The sequence below is a fragment of the Stenotrophomonas sp. YJH_SMC_101-4 genome (assembly GCF_059370395.1).
Window position 1 is genome coordinate 330,493 of sequence record NZ_JCAFTP010000005.1, and the last position, 17,480, is coordinate 347,972.

At 67.6% G+C, this 17,480-nt stretch carries 15 protein-coding genes and 1 pseudogene; 14 read left to right on the forward strand and 2 right to left on the reverse strand.

Translation table 11 applies throughout. The annotated features are described in order from the left end of the window. Positions 1–75: 75 nt before the first annotated feature. Positions 76–555 (reverse strand): DM13 domain-containing protein, encoded by a 480-nt coding sequence (locus tag AC5P8D_RS17965; protein ID WP_010481944.1) that lies wholly within the window; start codon positions 553–555, stop codon positions 76–78. Positions 556–656: 101 nt separating this feature from the next. After that, a complete protein-coding gene (locus tag AC5P8D_RS17970) occupies positions 657–1,409 on the reverse strand; it encodes an NRDE family protein (protein WP_043397934.1) in 753 nt (250 codons plus the stop codon). Between the two features lie 323 nt (positions 1,410–1,732). On the opposite strand from AC5P8D_RS17970, the gene mraZ reads away from it, so the two are divergent. The 14 genes and pseudogenes from mraZ to ftsZ all read left to right on the forward strand — a co-directional run bounded on the left by mraZ (position 1,733) and on the right by ftsZ (position 17,457). Further along, the gene (mraZ, locus tag AC5P8D_RS17975; protein WP_004143635.1) at positions 1,733–2,179 is read left to right on the forward strand and encodes a division/cell wall cluster transcriptional repressor MraZ; all 447 of its coding nucleotides are present in this window, start codon (positions 1,733–1,735) and stop codon (positions 2,177–2,179) included. Positions 2,180–2,193: 14 nt separating this feature from the next. Next, the gene (gene rsmH, locus AC5P8D_RS17980; protein WP_010481940.1) at positions 2,194–3,162 is read left to right on the forward strand and encodes a 16S rRNA (cytosine(1402)-N(4))-methyltransferase RsmH; all 969 of its coding nucleotides are present in this window, start codon (positions 2,194–2,196) and stop codon (positions 3,160–3,162) included. Then, a complete protein-coding gene (ftsL, locus tag AC5P8D_RS17985; protein ID WP_005412242.1) occupies positions 3,159–3,422 on the forward strand; it encodes a cell division protein FtsL in 264 nt (87 codons plus the stop codon). The genes rsmH and ftsL overlap by 4 nt, the downstream gene beginning before the upstream one ends. Beyond that, complete coding sequence (locus AC5P8D_RS17990) at positions 3,419–5,263, forward strand: peptidoglycan D,D-transpeptidase FtsI family protein (RefSeq protein WP_043397940.1); 1,845 nt, start codon at positions 3,419–3,421, stop codon at positions 5,261–5,263. The genes ftsL and AC5P8D_RS17990 overlap by 4 nt, the downstream gene beginning before the upstream one ends. Next, the gene (locus AC5P8D_RS17995; protein WP_029379787.1) at positions 5,260–6,768 is read left to right on the forward strand and encodes a UDP-N-acetylmuramoyl-L-alanyl-D-glutamate--2,6-diaminopimelate ligase; all 1,509 of its coding nucleotides are present in this window, start codon (positions 5,260–5,262) and stop codon (positions 6,766–6,768) included. The genes AC5P8D_RS17990 and AC5P8D_RS17995 overlap by 4 nt, the downstream gene beginning before the upstream one ends. Then, positions 6,765–8,159, forward strand: coding sequence for a UDP-N-acetylmuramoyl-tripeptide--D-alanyl-D-alanine ligase (locus AC5P8D_RS18000; protein WP_049411259.1), 1,395 nt, complete (start codon positions 6,765–6,767; stop codon positions 8,157–8,159). Before AC5P8D_RS17995 ends, AC5P8D_RS18000 begins: the two co-directional genes overlap by 4 nt. Then, positions 8,149–9,234, forward strand: a complete 1,086-nt coding sequence (mraY, locus tag AC5P8D_RS18005) for a phospho-N-acetylmuramoyl-pentapeptide-transferase (RefSeq protein ID WP_010481929.1) — start codon at positions 8,149–8,151, stop codon at positions 9,232–9,234. The genes AC5P8D_RS18000 and mraY overlap by 11 nt, the downstream gene beginning before the upstream one ends. Position 9,235: 1 nt before the next feature. After that, positions 9,236–10,555 carry a putative lipid II flippase FtsW gene (ftsW, locus tag AC5P8D_RS18010; RefSeq protein WP_049411261.1) on the forward strand — a complete coding sequence of 440 codons (1,320 nt, stop codon included), beginning with the start codon at positions 9,236–9,238 and terminating at the stop codon, positions 10,553–10,555. Beyond that, positions 10,552–11,637, forward strand: a complete 1,086-nt coding sequence (murG, locus tag AC5P8D_RS18015; RefSeq protein ID WP_495203552.1) for an undecaprenyldiphospho-muramoylpentapeptide beta-N-acetylglucosaminyltransferase — start codon at positions 10,552–10,554, stop codon at positions 11,635–11,637. The genes ftsW and murG overlap by 4 nt, the downstream gene beginning before the upstream one ends. Before the next feature lie 40 nt (positions 11,638–11,677). Continuing rightward, entirely contained in the window at positions 11,678–13,114 is a 1,437-nt protein-coding gene (gene murC, locus AC5P8D_RS18020; protein ID WP_099560100.1) for a UDP-N-acetylmuramate--L-alanine ligase, read from the forward strand. Beyond that, positions 13,111–14,073, forward strand: a complete 963-nt coding sequence (locus AC5P8D_RS18025) for a D-alanine--D-alanine ligase (RefSeq protein WP_495203553.1) — start codon at positions 13,111–13,113, stop codon at positions 14,071–14,073. Before murC ends, AC5P8D_RS18025 begins: the two co-directional genes overlap by 4 nt. Further along, positions 14,070–14,747: pseudogene (locus AC5P8D_RS18030) on the forward strand (cell division protein FtsQ/DivIB); the annotation flags it as partial. The gene AC5P8D_RS18025 and the pseudogene AC5P8D_RS18030, both read left to right, overlap by 4 nt. Positions 14,748–14,815: 68 nt before the next feature. Continuing rightward, complete coding sequence (ftsA, locus tag AC5P8D_RS18035) at positions 14,816–16,051, forward strand: cell division protein FtsA (RefSeq protein WP_005408083.1); 1,236 nt, start codon at positions 14,816–14,818, stop codon at positions 16,049–16,051. A gap of 170 nt (positions 16,052–16,221) precedes the next feature. Further along, positions 16,222–17,457, forward strand: coding sequence for a cell division protein FtsZ (gene ftsZ, locus AC5P8D_RS18040; protein WP_010481920.1), 1,236 nt, complete (start codon positions 16,222–16,224; stop codon positions 17,455–17,457). Positions 17,458–17,480: the final 23 nt, after the last annotated feature.

Consider the following 17,480-nt stretch of genomic DNA (forward strand, 5'->3'; position numbering starts at 1 on the left):
GCCGAGCATGGCTCGGCTCTACTGTAGAGCCGAGCCATGCTCGGCTGCTCTCCGCCCAGATGCTTGGGATGTTGTTCAACCCGGCGTGCGGTACTGCCCGGCGGAAATGAACTGCTCGAACCGTTCGCACCACACCACTACGGTGGTGTAATCGTCCACGTTGACGCTTTCAGGCACGTCCACCAGGAAACGGTTGAAGGTCTTCACCTCGCCGATGCGCTGGGCCTGTGCCTTGATCTTCAGGAAATCGGCCTTGTTGTCGACGAAGTCGCGCACGAGGTAGACCTTGTAGTCCGGCCCCGGGCCCATCTTGCCGTCGAACGCGACCTGGCGCGGGCTGACGCTGACCTTGCCGTCGGCCCAGTGCACGGCGTCGCTGCCCTTGAGGTCGCGACGGAAGGTGGTGTGGTAACGGGCGTCGCCCATCGCCGCCTGTACCTGCGCGACCGGCGGGTCGTCGGGAGCGATCAGGATCGGCAGCAGGTAGATGCCAAGGCCGAAGCCGAGGCCGAGGGCGAGCAGGTGGGTGACGACAAGTACGAGAACACGGCGCATCGATGACTCCCTGTGGATCGGTGAGGCGCGCGGCAGAACCGCGCCGGGTCATCGTGTGGCGTGCGTGCAGACATTTATAGACACAGAAAACAGGTACAGGGTCAGAAATCGACCTGGCTCTGGCCGAGGGCGACACCCTGCGGGCCGAAGCGACGCTCGTGGATCTGCCCGTGCCCTTCGGCATCGATCAGCAGCACCGTGCTGGCGCGGGTGCCATAGTCGTCGCCGCGGATGAAGGCCGGGCTCAGCCAGCGCTCGCGTTCCAATCCGATGCCGGTGTCGGGCAGGTCGCTGTCGGCGGGGCGATGTTCGTCCGCCAGGGCGGCCCAGAGCGGGGTCAGGTCCTCATCGCCGGCCTCGAACCAGGCTTCAAGCGCAGCCATCAGCCGCCGGGTCTTCGGCCAGGGCGCGTCCAGCGCGCCGTTGGACATGCCATGCACGCCCGGGCCCAGGCGCTGGCGCTCGGCAGGGTGGTTGCCCAGGAACTCCAGGCTGTGGCCGTCGGCCAGCAGCAGGTTGAATGGGGCGTAGGCGCCGGCCACCGTTGCCAGTCGGTCGATATGCACGGCGGCGGGGTCGCGGCCGCGCAGGAAGTCGGCCACCAGCGCACCCCGTGAAGGACCGGTCTGGGCGGCCAGCGGGTCGCGGACATTGGTGACCACGGCCATGCGTCCACCCGCACCGACGCCGGCCCAGCCGCCGCCGGAGCGCAGGTCGCGCCCCCCGATGACGGAGGTCTCATCTTGCCAGGGGGCCAGCGCCGCTGTCGGGCGGGCGTGGAACTCATCACGGTTGCCGGTCATCACCAGCCGCCAGCGCGGGTGGTGCATCCAGCCAAGAGCGAGCAGGCACATGGCCTCATTGTGCACGGTTTGCGCAGTCTGGTGCCGCTTCCTGCCCGTCCCGGATGAATGCGCGAGCGATGTTTCACGCTCTGTCCACACCCCTGAACTTCCGTTCAATCTCAAAAATTGAGACGGATCAGCAACTTGTGGATAAGCCTTGAACAATTCTCTAAAGGTTGTTGCAAGCCATTGATGCGGCTGGCGATTTCCCCGCTGAAAAGTTGTTGACAACCCTTCGGCCGCTGCTAAGGTGGGCATCAGAGGGAAATCCGGGTGTTTTGTGGGTTTTCGTGGTTCAATGTTTCACCGGGCGAAGGATAGGTGCACGCGTCGTGTTCCAGGGCGAGACGGCCATCACAGTTGACGATAAAGGGCGCATGGCGGTTCCCACCGCTTACCGCGACCTCGTCGCGCGCGCCAGCAACAACCGTCTCGTGCTGACCTACAACCCGTTCGAAGCCGGCTGCCTGTGGCTGTATGCAGAGTCGGAATGGGAGCGGGTCCGCGACGACGTCATGTCCAAGCCCAACACCCAGCGCGTCGTGCGCCTGTTGCAGCAGAAGCTGGTCGGCTCGGCCGCCCATCTGGAGCTCGACGGCAACGGTCGCATCAGCATCCCCGCCAGCCACCGCGGTGCGGTGGGCATTGAGAAGAAGGCGGTATTGCTCGGTATGGGCGACAAGTTCGAATTGTGGAGCGAGCAGGCGCATCGGGCCCTGATCCAGCAGACGTTGTCTGACGAGGATCTGGGTGATGGGTTGCTCGACCTGAAGTTGTGAGCCGGGGTGCCCGGATGCGCCCAGAAGCGCAGGCCGGTCACCTTCCGGTGTCGCAGTCGCCGGCGGTGCACCTGCCGGTCCTGTACACCCAGGTCATCGAAGGCCTGAGGGTGATCGAAAACGGACGTTATCTGGATGGCACGTTCGGTCGTGGCGGTCATGCACGTGGCGTGCTCACCCAGCTTGGTCCCGAGGGGCGCCTGCTGGTCATGGACAAGGATCCGGAAGCCATTGCCGTTGCCGAGCGCGATTTCGCGCCGGACCCGCGCGTGTCGATCTTCCGTGGCAGCTTCGCCCAGCTGCTGCAGTGGGATGCGACGGCCGAAGGCCTGGACGGCGTGCTGTTCGACCTGGGCGTGTCGTCGCCGCAGCTGGACGTGGCCGAACGTGGCTTCAGCTTCGGCAAGGACGGCCCGCTGGACATGCGCATGGATCCGGACAGCGGCGAAAGCGCCGCGCAGTGGATCAACCGCGTCGAAGACCGCGAGATTGCCGACGTGCTGTGGACCTACGGCGAAGAGCGGCAGAGCCGCCGCATCGCCCGTGCCATCGTGGCCCGCCGCGAGAAGCAGCCGTTCACCCGCACCGCCGAACTGGCCGAGCTGATTGCCTCGGTGATGCCGCGTGGCAAGGACAAGATCCACCCGGCCACGCGCAGCTTCCAGGCCATCCGCATCCACATCAACCGCGAGCTGGCCGATCTGGAAGCCGGGCTCGATGCGGCGGTGGAACGGCTCAAGCCCGGTGGCCGCCTGGCGGTGATCAGCTTCCATTCGCTGGAAGACCGCATCGTCAAGCAGTACATGAACCGCCTGGCCAAGGCGCCGCCGGCCAACCGCCGCCTGCCCGAGGCGGTCGCGTTCGTGCCGACGCTGGACCTGATCGGCGGTGCCATCAAGGCCACCGACGAAGAGCTGGCCGCCAACCCGCGCGCCCGCAGCGCCGTGCTGCGCGTGGCCCAGAAGCGGGAGGCCGATGCATGAGCCGGCTGCTGCTGATCATCCTGCTGGCTTCCACCGTGGCCTCGGCGATCGGCGTCGTGTTCGTGCGTCACCGTCACCGGCAGACGTTCATCGAGTTGTCGCGCGCCGAGCGCAAGCGCGATGACATCAATCTGGAATTCGGCCGCCTGCAGCTGGAGCAGGCGACCCTGGCCGAAGCCAACCGTGTCGATCGCATCGCCCGCGAGAAGCTCGGCATGAAGTTCCCCGAGGCCGCCGACATCGTGGTGGTGCGGCCATGAGCAAGACCGGCCGCAACCGCCCGCGCAACGCCTTCAACCTGCGCCAGCGCCTGCGCTGGGTCGCGCTGGCGCTCGGCCTGTGCTCGGTGTCGCTGGTCGGTCGTGCCGCCTACGTGCAGATCGTCAACAGCGATTTCTACCAGCGCCAGGGCGAGGCCCGCTACCTGCGCGAACTGCCGATCAAGACCTCGCGCGGCATGATCACCGACCGCAATGGCGAGCCGCTGGCGGTATCCACGCCGGTCGCCTCGATCTGGGTCAACCCGCAGGACCTGCTGCGCTCGCCCGAGCGCATTCCGGAGCTGGCCCAGGCGGTCGGCATGTCGGTGGATGAGCTGAGCAGCCGCCTGTCGCAGAAGTCGGACAAGGAATTCATGTACCTGCGTCGCCGGATCAATCCGGACGAGGCAGAAAAGGTGGTCGCGCTGAAGATTCCGGGCGTGGCCGCGCAGCGCGAGTTCCGCCGCTTCTACCCGCAGGGCGAAGCGATGGCGCACGTGCTGGGCTTCACCAACATTGACGACCGCGGCCAGGAAGGCCTGGAGCTGGCGTTCGACGAATGGCTGCGCGGCAAGGCCGGTGCGAAGCGGGTCATCCGCAACCGCAAGGGCGAAACCGTCGAGAGCGATCTGCTGCGCGCTGCTGAACCGGGCAAGGACCTGACCCTCAGCATCGATCGCCGCATCCAGTACCTGGCGTTCAAGGAACTGCGCAACGCGCTGGTGGCCAACAAGGCGGCCGGCGGTTCGATGGTGATCATGGACGTGACCACCGGCGAGATCCTGGCCATGGTCAACCTGCCGACCTACAACCCGAATTCGCTGACCGGCGCGCTGCCCGATGCGCGCCGCAACCGTGCGGTGACCGATCTGGTCGAGCCGGGTTCGACGATGAAGCCGCTGACCATCGCCACCGCGCTGCAGGCCGGTGCGGTGACCAAGGACACCATCATCGATACCAACCCGGGTTACATGACCCTGGGTCGCTTCACCATCCGCGACGTGCCGCGCAACAACGGCGTGCTGAACGTGACCGGCGTGATCACCCGCAGTTCGAACGTGGGCGCGGCCAAGGTTGCGGCGAAGATGCCGGACCAGGTGTTCTACGACGGCGTGCGCCGCTTCGGCTATGGCTCGGTGCCGCATAGCGGTTTCCCCGGTGAATCCGGTGGCGTGGTGCTGCGCCCGGCGCGCTGGTCGGGCACCACCAAGACCACGATGTCCTACGGCTACGGCCTGAACGTCACCCCGCTGCAGATCGCTACGGCTTATTCGGCACTGGCGAACGGCGGTCGTCTGATCGCGCCGACCTTCGTCAAGGGCCAGCGCAATGAAGGTCAGCAGATCATCGACGAGAATGTCGCCAAGCAGGTGGTGGCGATGATGGAAACGGTGGTCACCCAGGGCGGCGCCAAGCAGGCGGCGGTGCTGGGTTACCGCGTGGCCGGCAAGACCGGTACCGCGCGAAAGGCCGGTCCGGGCGGCTACGAGCGCGGCCACTACAACGCGCTGTTCGCCGGCGTGGTGCCGGCCACCAACCCGCGCTTCGCCACCGTCATCGTCATCAACGACCCGCAGGCCGGCAAGTTCTACGGTGGCCTGGTGTCGGCGCCGGTCTACCACAACGTGATGGAAGGCACTCTGCGCCTGATGGACGTGCCGCTGGACGACCTGCAGTCGTGGCTGGCCGCACAGCAGTCCGGCAAGGTCGGCCACTCGGCCTCGATCCTGCCTGCGCCGCCCGCAGAGGCTGCGCTGCCGGTGGATGCCGCCGCTGAATTCGACGCTGCGCTGCCCAGCGCGCAAGCCCAGACGCCGCCCGCTACGGGAGGCACGCAATGAGTCCTTCGATGTTGCTTTCGCAGTTGCTTCCGGACGTGGCCCTGGCGGGCCATGATCCCGTTCTGACCGGCCTGGTGCTGGACAGCCGCGCCGTGCGCCCCGGCAATGCCTTCGTCGCCATCGCCGGTTTCGGCGCGCATGGCCTGGGCTTTGTCGAGCAGGCCCGCGCGGCGGGCGCTGGCGCCATCCTGTTCGAACCGCCGGCCCCTGCCGAGTTGCCGGCCCCGGCCGATGCGATCGCGGTGCCGGGCCTGCGTGCGCGCATGGGGGCGATGGCCGACCAGTTCCATGGCGCACCGTCGCGGGCGATGGCGATGGTGGGCGTGACCGGCACCAACGGCAAGACCTCCACCGTGCAGCTGCTGGCCCAGGCCTGGCACCTGCTCGGCACGCCCAGTGGCAGTATCGGCACGCTGGGCGCCGGACTTTATGGTGCGGTTGAACCGACCGGTTTCACTACGCCGCTGGTGCTGCAGATGCACGCGCTGCTGGCGCAGCTGCGCGACGCCGGTGCGCGCGCGGTAGCGATGGAAGTCAGCTCGCACGCGCTGGACCAGGGCCGCGTCGATGCCGTGCATTACGACGTGGCGGTGTTCACCAACCTCACCCGCGATCATCTGGATTACCACGGCGACATGGCCAGCTACGGCGCGGCCAAGGCGCGGCTGTTCCATCGTCCGGGCCTGAAGGCTGCGGTGATCAATCTTGACGACGCCTTCGGCCGCCAGCTGTTTGCCGGCCTGCCGGCGGGCGTGCAGCCGATCGGACTGAGCTCGCGTGGTGCCAGCGATGCCAGCGTGCGCGCTGAAGCGCTGCAGCTGGATGGCCGAGGCATTGCGTTCGAACTGGTCATCGACGGCCAACGTGCCGCGGTGCAGTCGCCGCTGCTGGGCCGCTTCAACGTGGACAACCTGCTGGCCGTGGCCGGTACCCTGCATGCACAGGGCCAGCCGCTGCCACGCATCGCTGAAGTGCTGTCGGCGCTGCAGCCGATCCGCGGCCGCATGAACCGCCTCGGCGGCGAAGACGGCCTGCCGACCGTGGTGGTCGATTACGCACATACCCCGGACGCGCTGGAACAGGCATTGGACAGCCTGCACGGCCACCTGCACGGCGCGCTGTTCTGCGTGTTCGGCTGCGGTGGCGAGCGCGATACCGGCAAGCGTCCTCAGATGGCCGCGATCGCCGAGCGCCTGGCCAACCAGGTCATCGTCACCGACGACAACCCGCGTGGCGAGGATGGCGACGTGATCGTGGCCGACATCCTGGCGGGCTTCCAGAATGCCGATGCCGTGACCGTGCAGCGCAGCCGCGCGCGTGCGATCGGCCTGGCGGTGAAGCGCGCCGGTGCCGGCGACATCATCCTGATTGCCGGCAAGGGCCACGAGCCATACCAGGAAGTAAATGGCGTACGCCATGACTTCGACGACACCGAAGTGGCCGCCGCTGCGTTGGCTGCCAAGGCCGGTGTTCTGAGCTCGCAGGCCGGGGAGGGCATCGCATGAAGCGCACCCTGCTTTCGCTGATCGCACACTGGGCCGGCGGCGAGATCCACGGCGACGACGTGGCCATCGATGCGGTCAGCCATGACACCCGCAGCCTCGGTCCGGGCAGCCTGTATGTGGCGCTGCGCGGCGAGCGTTTTGACGGCCATGATTTCGCCGCCGACGCACAGGCGCGCGGTGCCAGTGCGCTGCTGGTCGAGCGCCTGCTGCCGATCGAGCTGCCGCAGGTGCTGGTGGCTGACAGTGAACTGGCGCTGGCGAAGATCGCCACCGGCATGCAGCGTGACCGCGGCACCGAGGTGTTCGCGATCACCGGCAGCAACGGCAAGACCAGCGTGAAGAGCCTGCTGCTGTCGATCCTGCAGCAGGTGGCACAGCACGCGCACAAGGTGGTCTACGCCAACCCGGGCAACCGCAACAACGAGATCGGCCTGCCGCTGGCGGTGATCGATGCGCCGGAAGATGCCGACTACGCCGTCTACGAGATGGGCGCTGGCAAGCCGGGTGACATCGCCTACCTGACCGATATCGCCCGCCCGCGCTATGCGCTGGTCAACAACATCGCCCCGGCCCATCTGGAACGCATGGGCAGCCTGCTCGGCGTGGCAGTGACCAAGGGCGCGATCTATGCCGCATTGCCGGCCGATGGTGTGGCGGTGATCAACGCCGACGATGCCTACGGCCGCTGGTTCGAACAGCATTTCGTCGGCACTCCGCCGCGCTGCCGCGTGCTGCGCTATGGCCTGGAACATACCGCCGACGTGACGGCGCGCGACATCCGCGCCGGTGCGCAGGGCAGCCAGTTCACCCTGGTTTCGCCGGCCGGCGAAGCGCGCGTGGTGCTCGGCCTGCCGGGTCGCCACAACGTCAGCAATGCACTGGCCGCGGCCAGCCTGGCGCTGGCCGCCGGTGTCGATCTCGCGCTGATTGCCGCCGGTCTGGCCGAGGCACAGCCGGTGCCGGGTCGGCAGATCGCCCATCAGCTGCGCAACGGCGCGGTGCTGGTGGATGACAGCTACAACGCCAATCCCGGCTCGCTGGCTGCGGCCATCGATGCCCTGGCCGCAGCCCCGGAAGAGGGCTGGCTGGTGCTGGGCGACATGCGCGAGCTGGGGCCGGACGCTGAAGCGCTGCACGCGCAGGCGGGGCTCCGCGCGCGCGCTGCTGGCCTCAAGCGCCTGTATGCGCTGGGCCCGCTCAGCGCCGCTGCCGCCACCGCCTTCGGCGAAGGCGGCCGTCATTTCGCCACCCATGACGCGCTGTCGCAGGCGCTGAAGGACGAGCTGCACGCCGGCGTGCGCTGCCTGGTCAAGGGTTCCCGTGGCAGCGCCATGGACACGATTGTCAAAGCGCTGCTGGCGCAAGGAGAGGAATCCCCGCATGTTGTATGAACTGGCTCGATGGTTGCAGCAGTTGGAGAGCCTGTTCGGGCTGTTCAACTACCAGACGTTCCGCGCCATCCTTGCCGCGCTGACGGCCCTGTTCCTGTCGCTGTGGCTCGGCCCGGCGATGATCCGCAAGCTTGCCCAGTTCAAGGGCGGCCAGCCGATCCGCAAGGACGGTCCGCAGACCCATTTCTCCAAGGCCGGCACACCGACCATGGGCGGTTCGCTGATCCTGCTCACCATCACACTGTCGGTGCTGATGTGGGCTGACCTGCGCAACCGCTACGTGTGGCTGGTGCTGGCGGTGATGCTGTGCTTCGGCGCCATCGGCTGGTATGACGACTGGATCAAGATCGTCCGCCGCGACCCGAACGGCCTGAAGTCGCGCTGGAAGTACCTGCTGCAGTCGATCTTCGGCCTGGCCGCGGGCCTGTTCCTGTTCTACACGGCCGACGTGCCGGCGGCGCTGACCTTCTACATCCCGATGTTCAAGTCGATCGCGCTGCCGCTGGCCGGCATCGGCTTCGTGGCCATCGCCTACTTCTGGATCGTCGGTTTCTCCAACGCGGTGAACCTGACCGACGGCCTGGACGGCCTGGCGATCATGCCGACCGTGCTGGTGGCGTGCGCGCTGGGTGTGTTCGCCTACGCCTCGGGCAACGTAGTGTTCGCCAACTACCTGCAGATCCCGCAGATCCCGGGCGCCGGCGAGCTGGTCATCATCTGCGCGGCCATCGCCGGTGCGGGCCTCGGCTTCCTGTGGTTCAACACCTATCCGGCCATGGTGTTCATGGGCGACATCGGTGCACTGGCGCTGGGTGCGGTGCTGGGCACGATCGCGGTGATCACCCGCCAGGAACTGGTGCTGGTGATCATGGGCGGCGTGTTCGTCATCGAAACGCTGTCGGTGATGATCCAGGTCGCCTCGTTCAAGCTGACCGGCAAGCGCGTGTTCCGCATGGCGCCGATCCATCACCACTTCGAACTGAAGGGCTGGCCGGAGCCGCGCGTGATCGTGCGCTTCTGGATCATCTCCGTCGTGCTCGTGCTGATCGGCCTGGCCACGTTGAAGGTGCGCTGAGATGAACGACCTGTCCCGCCAGGCAACACGCCTTGAAGCCATCGAAGGCAGCTACGACAAGTGGCTGCTGGGCGCGATCATCGCGCTCACGGGCATTGGCGTGGTGATGGTGGCGTCCAGTTCGATCGCGCTGATGAGCAGCCCGTTCTACTACCTCAACCGCCACCTGATCTTCCTGGCGGTGGGCATCGTGCTGGCGGTCGTTGCCGCCCGCACTGAACTGAAGTCCATCGAGCAGTACAACCAGATGCTGCTGCTGGGCTGCTTCGTGCTGCTGCTGGCGGTGTTCGCACCGGGCCTGGGCAGCACGGTCAACGGCGCACGCCGCTGGATCAACCTGGGCATCTCCAAGTTCCAGACGGTGGAAGCGGTGAAGGTGCTCTACATCGTCTGGCTGTCCAGCTATCTGGTGCGCTTCCGCGACGAGGTCAACGCGACCTGGCCGGCGATGCTCAAGCCGTTGGGCGTGGCCGGTGCGCTGGTGCTGTTGCTGCTGCTGCAGCCGGACTTCGGTTCGTCCACCCTGCTGCTGGCGATCACCGCCGGCATGCTGGTGCTGGGCGGTGTGAACATGCCGCGCATGTCGATGCCGGTGATCATCGGCCTGGTCGGCATGAGCGCGCTGGCGATCATCGAGCCGTACCGCATGCGCCGCATCACCTCCTTCCTGGACCCGTGGGCCGACCAGCAGGGCGACGGCTACCAGCTGTCCAACGCGCTGATGGCGGTGGGCCGTGGCGAGTGGACCGGCGTCGGCCTGGGCAACTCGGTGCAGAAGCTGTACTACCTGCCTGAAGCGCACACCGACTTCATCTTCTCGGTCACCGCCGAGGAATTCGGCTTCCTGGGCACCTGCGTGATCGTGGCCCTGTACGCGCTGCTGGTCGGTCGTACCTTCTGGCTGGGCATGCGCTGCGTGGAAATGAAGCGCCACTTCTCCGGCTATATCGCCTTCGGCATCGGCCTGTGGATCAGCATGCAGACCTTCGTCTCGATCGGCGTGAACCTGGGCATCCTGCCGACCAAGGGCCTGACCCTGCCGCTGATCTCCTCCGGCGGTTCGTCGGTGCTGATGACCTGCGTGGCGATGGGCCTGCTGCTGCGCGTGTCCTATGAGCTCAAGCGCGCCGAGCGCCGCCAGGCCGTGCGCATCGGCGGCGCCGAAGACGCCGCTGCCGAGCCGATGGACGGGCCCGCCGCGCCGGTGGCCGCCAGCGTACCGATGAGCGCCGAGCCGGTGGCTGCCGCTGCGCCGAACGCTGCGCGTGGCACCAGCCGCCTGCAGTCGCGCATCGAACCGACCTTCGGGAGGCTGTCATGAGCAGTGCTTCCAACGCCCGCCCGGTGATGATCCTGGCCGGTGGCACCGGCGGTCACATCTTCCCCGGCCTGGCCGTGGCCCGCGTGCTGCGCCAGCGCGGCGTGCCGGTCACCTGGATGGGTGCCGACGGTGCGATGGAAACGCGCCTGGTGCCGCAGCACGACATTCCGATCGACACGCTGGCCATCACCGGCCTGCGCGGCAAGGGCAAGCTGGCCCTGCTGGGCGCGCCGTGGCGGCTGATGCGCGCGCTGCGCGCGGCCGGCATGATCATTCGCAAGCGCCAGCCGCGTGCGGTGGTCGCCTTCGGTGGCTTTGCCTCTGGCCCCGGTGGCATGGCCACCCGCCTGCACGGCCTGCCGCTGCTGGTACACGAACAGAATCGCGCGCCCGGCATGACCAACCGCATCCTGTCGCGCTATGCGCGCCGGTTGCTGACCGGCTTCCCCGGTACCTTCGCCGCGCGCGAGGAGTTCGTCGGCAACCCGGTGCGTGCGGAAATCGCCGCCATCGCGCCGCCGGAACAGCGCTTCGCCGACCGCCACGGCCCGCTGCGCGTGCTGGTGGTCGGTGGCAGCCAGGGCGCGCGTGCGCTCAACACCGGCGTGCCGCAGGCGATTGCTGCGCTGGGCACGAGCGTGCCGGTGCAGGTGCGCCACCAGAGTGGCGAGAAGATGCATGCCGAAGCGGTCGAGGCGTATGCCAAGGCCGGCGTGCAGGCTGAAATCACCCCGTTCATCGCCGACATGGCCGAAGCCTTCGCCTGGGCCGACCTGGTCGTGTGCCGTTCCGGTGCGTCGACGCTGGCCGAGCTGTGCGCGGTCGGTGTCGGCAGCGTGCTGGTGCCATTCCCTGCCGCCGTCGACGATCACCAGACCCGCAATGCGGAGTTCCTGGTCGAGCGTGGCGCGGCGGTGTTGCTGAAGCAGGACGGAACGCTGGCCGACGGCATTGCCGCACTGCTGCGCGATCTGTCCGAAAATCCCGCCCGCCGCATGCAGATGGCGCAAGCCGCGCGTGCCCTGGCCAAGGTCGATGCCGCCGAGCGCATCGCCGATATCATTCTTGAGGAAGCTGTATGAAGAAGGCATGCCACCGCGCCTGCCCTGCGCGAGGCCGCGCATGATCCGTCGCCTGCACGACACCAACGACCTGGTGCGCGCATTCCCGCGCGTGCATTTCGTCGGCATCGGCGGCACCGGCATGAGCGGTATCGCCGAAGTGATGCTGACGCTGGGCTATGAAGTGTCCGGTTCGGACAACGCCGACAACGTGGCGACCCGCCGCCTGGCCAGCCTGGGTGCGCGCATCATGCGCGGCCACTCCGCGGCCAACGTGCTGGGCACCGACTGCGTGGTGGTCTCCAGCGCCATCCGCGAAGACAACCCGGAACTGATGGAAGCGCGCAGCCAGCGCATTCCGATCATGCCGCGCGCAGCGATGCTGGCCGAGCTGATGCGCTTCCGCCGTGGCATCGCCGTGGCCGGTACCCATGGCAAGACCACCACCACCAGCCTCACCGCTGCGGTGCTGAGCGAAGGTGGCCTGGACCCGACCTTCGTGATCGGTGGTCAGCTGCTGGCTGCCGGTGCCAACGCCAAGCTGGGCAGTGGGCAGTGGTTGGTGGCCGAGGCCGACGAAAGCGATGGCAGCTTCCTGCGCCTGAACCCGCTGATGTCGATCATCACCAACATCGATGCGGATCATCTGGAGAACTACGGCAACGATTTTGCCCGCGTGCAGGCGGCGTTCGCCGAGTTCCTGCAGCGCCTGCCGTTCTACGGCCTGGCGGTGCTGTGCATCGACGACCCGGAAGTGGCTGCACTGGCCGCCAAGACCCCGCGCCACGTGATGAGCTACGGCATGAGCCCGCAGGCTGACGTGCGCGCCGAGAACGTGGTGCAGGAAGGCTCGCGCATGCGCTTCACCCTGCGCCTGCCGCAGGGCACCAGCCAGGAAGTGGTGCTGGCGCTGCCGGGCAGGCACAACGTACTCAACGCGCTGGCCGCCGCCGCGGTGGGCTGGCAGCTGGGCGTGGCCCCGGATGCCATCGCACGCGCGCTGGAAGCCTTTGCCGGTGTCGGCCGTCGCTTCAACGACCTGGGCGAGGTGACCACCGCCAGCGGTGCCAAGGTCCGCATCATCGACGACTACGGTCATCACCCGAGCGAGCTGGAAGCCGTGTTCGCTGCCGCCCGCGGTGGCTGGGCCGACAAGCGCCTGGTGGTGGCCTTCCAGCCGCACCGCTACAGCCGTACCCGCGACCAGTTCGACAAGTTCGCCGCGGTGCTGTCCAGCGTCGACGCGCTGGTGCTGAGCGAGGTCTACCCGGCCGGTGAAGAGCCGATTGCCGGTGCCGACTCGCACGCGCTGGCCCGTGCCATCCGTGCGCGCGGCCGCAGCGAGCCGGTGGTGGTGGGCAAGGCCGCCGAACTGGCCAGCGTGCTGCCGGACGTACTGCAGGACGGTGACCTGCTGCTGATGATGGGGGCGGGCGACATCGGCGCCGTGGCCACCCACATCGCGGTGGAAGGCTTCAAGGGGGAGGGCGAGGCGTGAGCACGCTGACCTTCCCGCCGCTGCACGTGACCGACCCGGCCCGCTTCGGCCGCGTCGCCGTGCTGCTGGGCGGTAGCTCCAGCGAACGCGAGGTATCGCTGGACTCGGGCCGCAACGTGCTCGAAGCCCTGCAGTCACGCGGCGTCGATGCGTTTGCCGTGGACGGCATCCCTGCGCTGGCCAAGGCGCTGGCCGCCGGTGGCATCGATCGCGTGTTCAACATCCTGCATGGCCACAACGGTGGTGGTGAGGACGGCATCGTGCAGGGCTTGATGGACGCCTTCGGCGTGCCGTACACCGGCTCGGACGTGCTGGGTTCGGCGCTGAGCATGGACAAGATCCGCACCAAGCAGGTGTGGCTGTCGCTGGGCCTGCCGACCCCGCAGTACCGCAAGGTCACTGCCGAGGACGTGCACGCCAATGCCGCCGAACTGGGCCTGCCGGTGGTGGTGAAGCCGGCCAACGAAGGTTCCAGCGTGGGCATCAGCCGGGTGACCGATGATGCGGGCCTGGATGAGGCCGTGGCGCTGGCCGCGCGCTACGACGGCCAGCTGCTGATGGAGCAGATGGTGGTCGGCGATGAGCTGACCGTGGCCATCCTTGGCGACGTCGCGCTGCCGTCGATCCGCATCGTGCCCAAGGGCCAGTGGTACGACTACAACGCCAAGTACATCGCCGAAGACACCCAGTATCTGTGCCCGGGCCTGGACGGTGACGACGAAGAAGAAATCCGGCGCATCGCGCTGGCCGCATTCCGTGCCGCCGGTTGCCGTGGCTGGGGGCGCGTGGACGTGATGCGCGATCGCATCAGCGGCCGCTTCTTCCTGCTGGAAGTGAACACCGCGCCGGGCATGACCAGCCATTCGCTGGTGCCCAAGGCCGCAGGCCAGGCCGGCATCAGCTTCGAAGAGCTGGTGTGGCGCGTGCTGGAACAGACCCTGGAGGCCTCGCACGCATGAACGCGGTGCTGCGCATCTTCGTCTGGCTGTTGGCGCTGTCGGTGGTTGCACTGCCGGTGGTGGCCGTGGTCAATGGCTGGGTCGGCGCCGAGCGCTGGCCGCTGGCGAAGCTGCGCGTGCATGGTGAGTTCAAGCGGGTGCCGGCCGAACAGCTGCAGCAGGTGCTGCTGCCGTACGCGCGCGCCGGCTTCTTCGCGGTCAAGCTGCAGGACGCGCAGGACGCGCTGGAACAACTGCCGTGGGTGGAAAGCGCGCAGGTGCGCAAGCAGTGGCCGGACGTGCTGGAAGTGACCCTGGTCGAGCACAAGCCGTTCGCGCGCTGGGGCAGCGACCGCCTGGTTTCCGAGCAGGGCAAGTTGTTCCCCACGCCGAAGAAGCTGGCCGACCTGGCGCTGCCCGAACTGGATGGCCCGGACAGCCAGACGGAAGAAGTGATGAAGCTGTACAGCGACTCGCGTGCATTGTTCGCACCGGCCGGCGTCGACGTGCGCCGGGTGACGATGGATGCACGCGGCAGCTGGTCGCTGGTGCTGAGCAACGGCACCGAAGTGGTGGTGGGCCGTGACGACGCGCGCTCGCGCATGCAGCGCTTCGTCAAGGTGCTGCCGCAGCTGAACCGTCAGGACGCGCCGATCGAGCGCGCCGACCTCCGTTACACCAATGGTTTCACGCTGAGCTGGGGTACCCCGGCCACGCCGGCGAAAACGCCGGCGACCCCAGCCAGCAGGACGCAGGAAAGGACATGAATCGCAAGGGTGACAAATCGCTGATCGTTGGCCTGGACATCGGCACCTCCAAGGTGGTGGCGCTGGTGGGCGAGTATTCGCCGGGCAACCCGATCGAAGTGATCGGCATCGGCTCGCACGAGTCGCGCGGTTTGAAGCGCGGCGTGGTGGTGGACATCGAATCGACCGTGCAGTCGATCCAGCGCGCGGTGGAAGAAGCCGAGCTGATGGCCGGCTGCGAGATCCGCTCGGTGTACGCCTCGATCTCCGGCAACCACGTGCAGTGCAAGAATTCGCCGGGCATCGTGCCGATCCGCGACGGGGAAGTGACCTGGGGCGACCTGGATCGCGTGCTCGATGCGGCCAAGGCGGTGGCGATTCCGGCCGACCAGAAGATCCTGCACGCGATCCCGCGCGAGTACGTGCTGGACGACTCGCAGGAAGGCATCCGCAACCCGGTCGGCATGACCGGCGTGCGCCTGGAGGTGCACGCGCACCTGGTGGTGTGCGCGCAGTCGGCCGCGGCCAACATCAGCAAGTGCGTGCAGCGCTGCGGCCTGCAGGTGGATGACCTGGTGCTGTCCTCGCTGGCCTCCAGCGTGGCGGTGCTGACTGCTGACGAGCGCGAGCTGGGCGTGGTGCTGGTCGACATGGGCGCCGGCACCACCGACATCGCGGTGTTCGTGCAGGGCGCGATCTGCCACACCGCCTCGCTGCCGATCGCCGGCGACCACGTCACCAACGACATCGCGCACATGCTGCGCACGCCGACCCCGGAAGCCGAGCAGATCAAGGTGCGTTACGCCTGCGCCCTGGCCCAGCTGGCCACCGCCGAGGAGAGCATCCAGGTGCCGTCGGTGGGTGACCGCCCGCCGCGTCGCATGCCGCGCCACTCGCTGGCGCAGGCGGTGCAGGGTCGTTACGAGGAGATCTTCGAGATGGTGCAGGCCGAACTGCGCCGCTCCGGCTTCGAGGAACTGGTGCGCGCCGGCATGGTGCTGACCGGTGGCGCTTCGAAGATGGAAGGCGTGGTCGAGCTGGCCGAGGAAATGCTGCAGATGCCGGTGCGCGTGGGCATTCCGCAGCACGTCACCGGCCTCGGCGAAGTAGTCGGCAACCCGGTGCATGCCACCGGCGTGGGCCTGCTGCTGATGGGCAGCCAGATCGAGCATCCGCGCCGGCCGTCGCTGCCGACCGGGCGCGCTGGAAGCATGTTCAAGAAACTCAAGACCTGGTTCCGCGGCGAGTTCTGACGCGGAACCCGTAATACCGGGCCTGGCCCGGTCGCAGTACCCGCAGTACCCGCATCACAAGGCAACACCGGCAACACACAACCCACACAGCCGCAACGTTGGCATGCAGCAGGACGGCAGGACGCCCGAATGCCCATGCCAGCCAAAGCGGATACAACGAGGACACGGACATGGCGCATTTTGAACTGATCGAAAAGATGGCACCCAATGCGGTGATCAAGGTGGTTGGCGTGGGCGGCGGCGGCGGCAATGCCGTGGCGCACATGGTCAACTCGGCGGTGGATGGCGTGGAATTCATCACCGCCAACACCGACTCGCAGGCCATCAAGAATTGTGGTGCCAAGCTGCAGCTGCAGCTGGGTACCAACGTGACCAAGGGCCTGGGCGCAGGCGCGAATCCGGAAGTCGGCCGCCAGGCCGCGCTGGAAGACCGTGAGCGCATCATGGACGCGCTGCAGGGCGCGGACATGGTCTTCATCACCGCCGGCATGGGCGGTGGCACCGGCACCGGCGCGGCACCGGTGGTGGCACAGCTGGCCAAGGAAATGGGCATCCTGACCGTGGCCGTGGTCACCAAGCCGTTCCCGTTCGAAGGCCGTCGCCGCATGCAGGTGGCGCTGAAGGGCATCGAGGAACTGAGCCAGCACTGCGACTCGCTGATCACCATCCCGAACGAGAAGCTGATCACCGTGCTGGGCCGCAACGCGACCATGATCCAGGCCTTCCGTGCCGCCAACGACGTGCTGCAGGGCGCCGTGCAGGGCATCGCCGACCTGATCGTGCGTCCGGGCCTGATCAACGTCGACTTCGCCGACGTGCGCACCGTCATGTCCGAAATGGGCCTGGCGATGATGGGTACCGGCACCGCGCGTGGTGATGACCGCGCCCAGGCCGCCGCCGAAGCCGCGATCCAGAACCCGCTGCTGGACGATGTGAACCTGGCCGGTGCCAACGGCATCCTGGTCAACATCACCGCCGGTGCGGACTTCACCATGGCCGAGTTCGACGAGATCGGCCGCACCATCGATGGCTTCGCTTCCGAAGACGCCACCGTGGTGGTCGGTACCGTGCTGGATCCGGACATGCAGGACGAAGTGCGCGTGACCGTGGTCGCTACCGGCCTGAACCGCGTGTCGGCCAGCAAGACCCAGCGTCCGGGCGAGCGTGCGCCGATCAAGCTGGTCCGCAATGCCACCACCGGCCAGCCGGAATTCGGTGACTTCGACAACGGCGGCGACGCTGTGTCCAAGGCCGTCGGTGGCATGGGCCTGGGCCTGCGTCGTGCCAGCAGCGATACCGCAGCGGCTTCGGCCCCGTCGGCCCCGTCGGCTTCGGCACCGGCTGCGGCGGAACTGCCGAACGACTACCTGGACATCCCGGCGTTCCTGCGCCGCCAGGCGGACTAAGCGGGGCGGCCCGGGGTTGTCCT

What these genes read in the sequence shown, in the direction of transcription:
- rsmH (WP_010481940.1), top strand. Translation starts at nt 2,194, where the DNA reads ATGCGCCCAGAAGCGCAGGCCGGTCACCTTCCGGTGTCGCAGTCGCCG.
- murG (WP_495203552.1), top strand. Translation starts at nt 10,552, where the DNA reads ATGAGCAGTGCTTCCAACGCCCGCCCGGTGATGATCCTGGCCGGTGGC.
- AC5P8D_RS18000 (WP_049411259.1), top strand. Translation starts at nt 6,765, where the DNA reads ATGAAGCGCACCCTGCTTTCGCTGATCGCACACTGGGCCGGCGGCGAG.
- murC (WP_099560100.1), top strand. Translation starts at nt 11,678, where the DNA reads ATGATCCGTCGCCTGCACGACACCAACGACCTGGTGCGCGCATTCCCG.
- ftsW (WP_049411261.1), top strand. Translation starts at nt 9,236, where the DNA reads ATGAACGACCTGTCCCGCCAGGCAACACGCCTTGAAGCCATCGAAGGC.
- AC5P8D_RS17970 (WP_043397934.1), bottom strand. Translation starts at nt 1,409, where the DNA reads ATGTGCCTGCTCGCTCTTGGCTGGATGCACCACCCGCGCTGGCGGCTG.
- mraY (WP_010481929.1), top strand. Translation starts at nt 8,149, where the DNA reads ATGTTGTATGAACTGGCTCGATGGTTGCAGCAGTTGGAGAGCCTGTTC.
- AC5P8D_RS17995 (WP_029379787.1), top strand. Translation starts at nt 5,260, where the DNA reads ATGAGTCCTTCGATGTTGCTTTCGCAGTTGCTTCCGGACGTGGCCCTG.
- AC5P8D_RS17990 (WP_043397940.1), top strand. Translation starts at nt 3,419, where the DNA reads ATGAGCAAGACCGGCCGCAACCGCCCGCGCAACGCCTTCAACCTGCGC.
- AC5P8D_RS17965 (WP_010481944.1), bottom strand. Translation starts at nt 555, where the DNA reads ATGCGCCGTGTTCTCGTACTTGTCGTCACCCACCTGCTCGCCCTCGGC.
- ftsZ (WP_010481920.1), top strand. Translation starts at nt 16,222, where the DNA reads ATGGCGCATTTTGAACTGATCGAAAAGATGGCACCCAATGCGGTGATC.
- ftsL (WP_005412242.1), top strand. Translation starts at nt 3,159, where the DNA reads ATGAGCCGGCTGCTGCTGATCATCCTGCTGGCTTCCACCGTGGCCTCG.
- ftsA (WP_005408083.1), top strand. Translation starts at nt 14,816, where the DNA reads ATGAATCGCAAGGGTGACAAATCGCTGATCGTTGGCCTGGACATCGGC.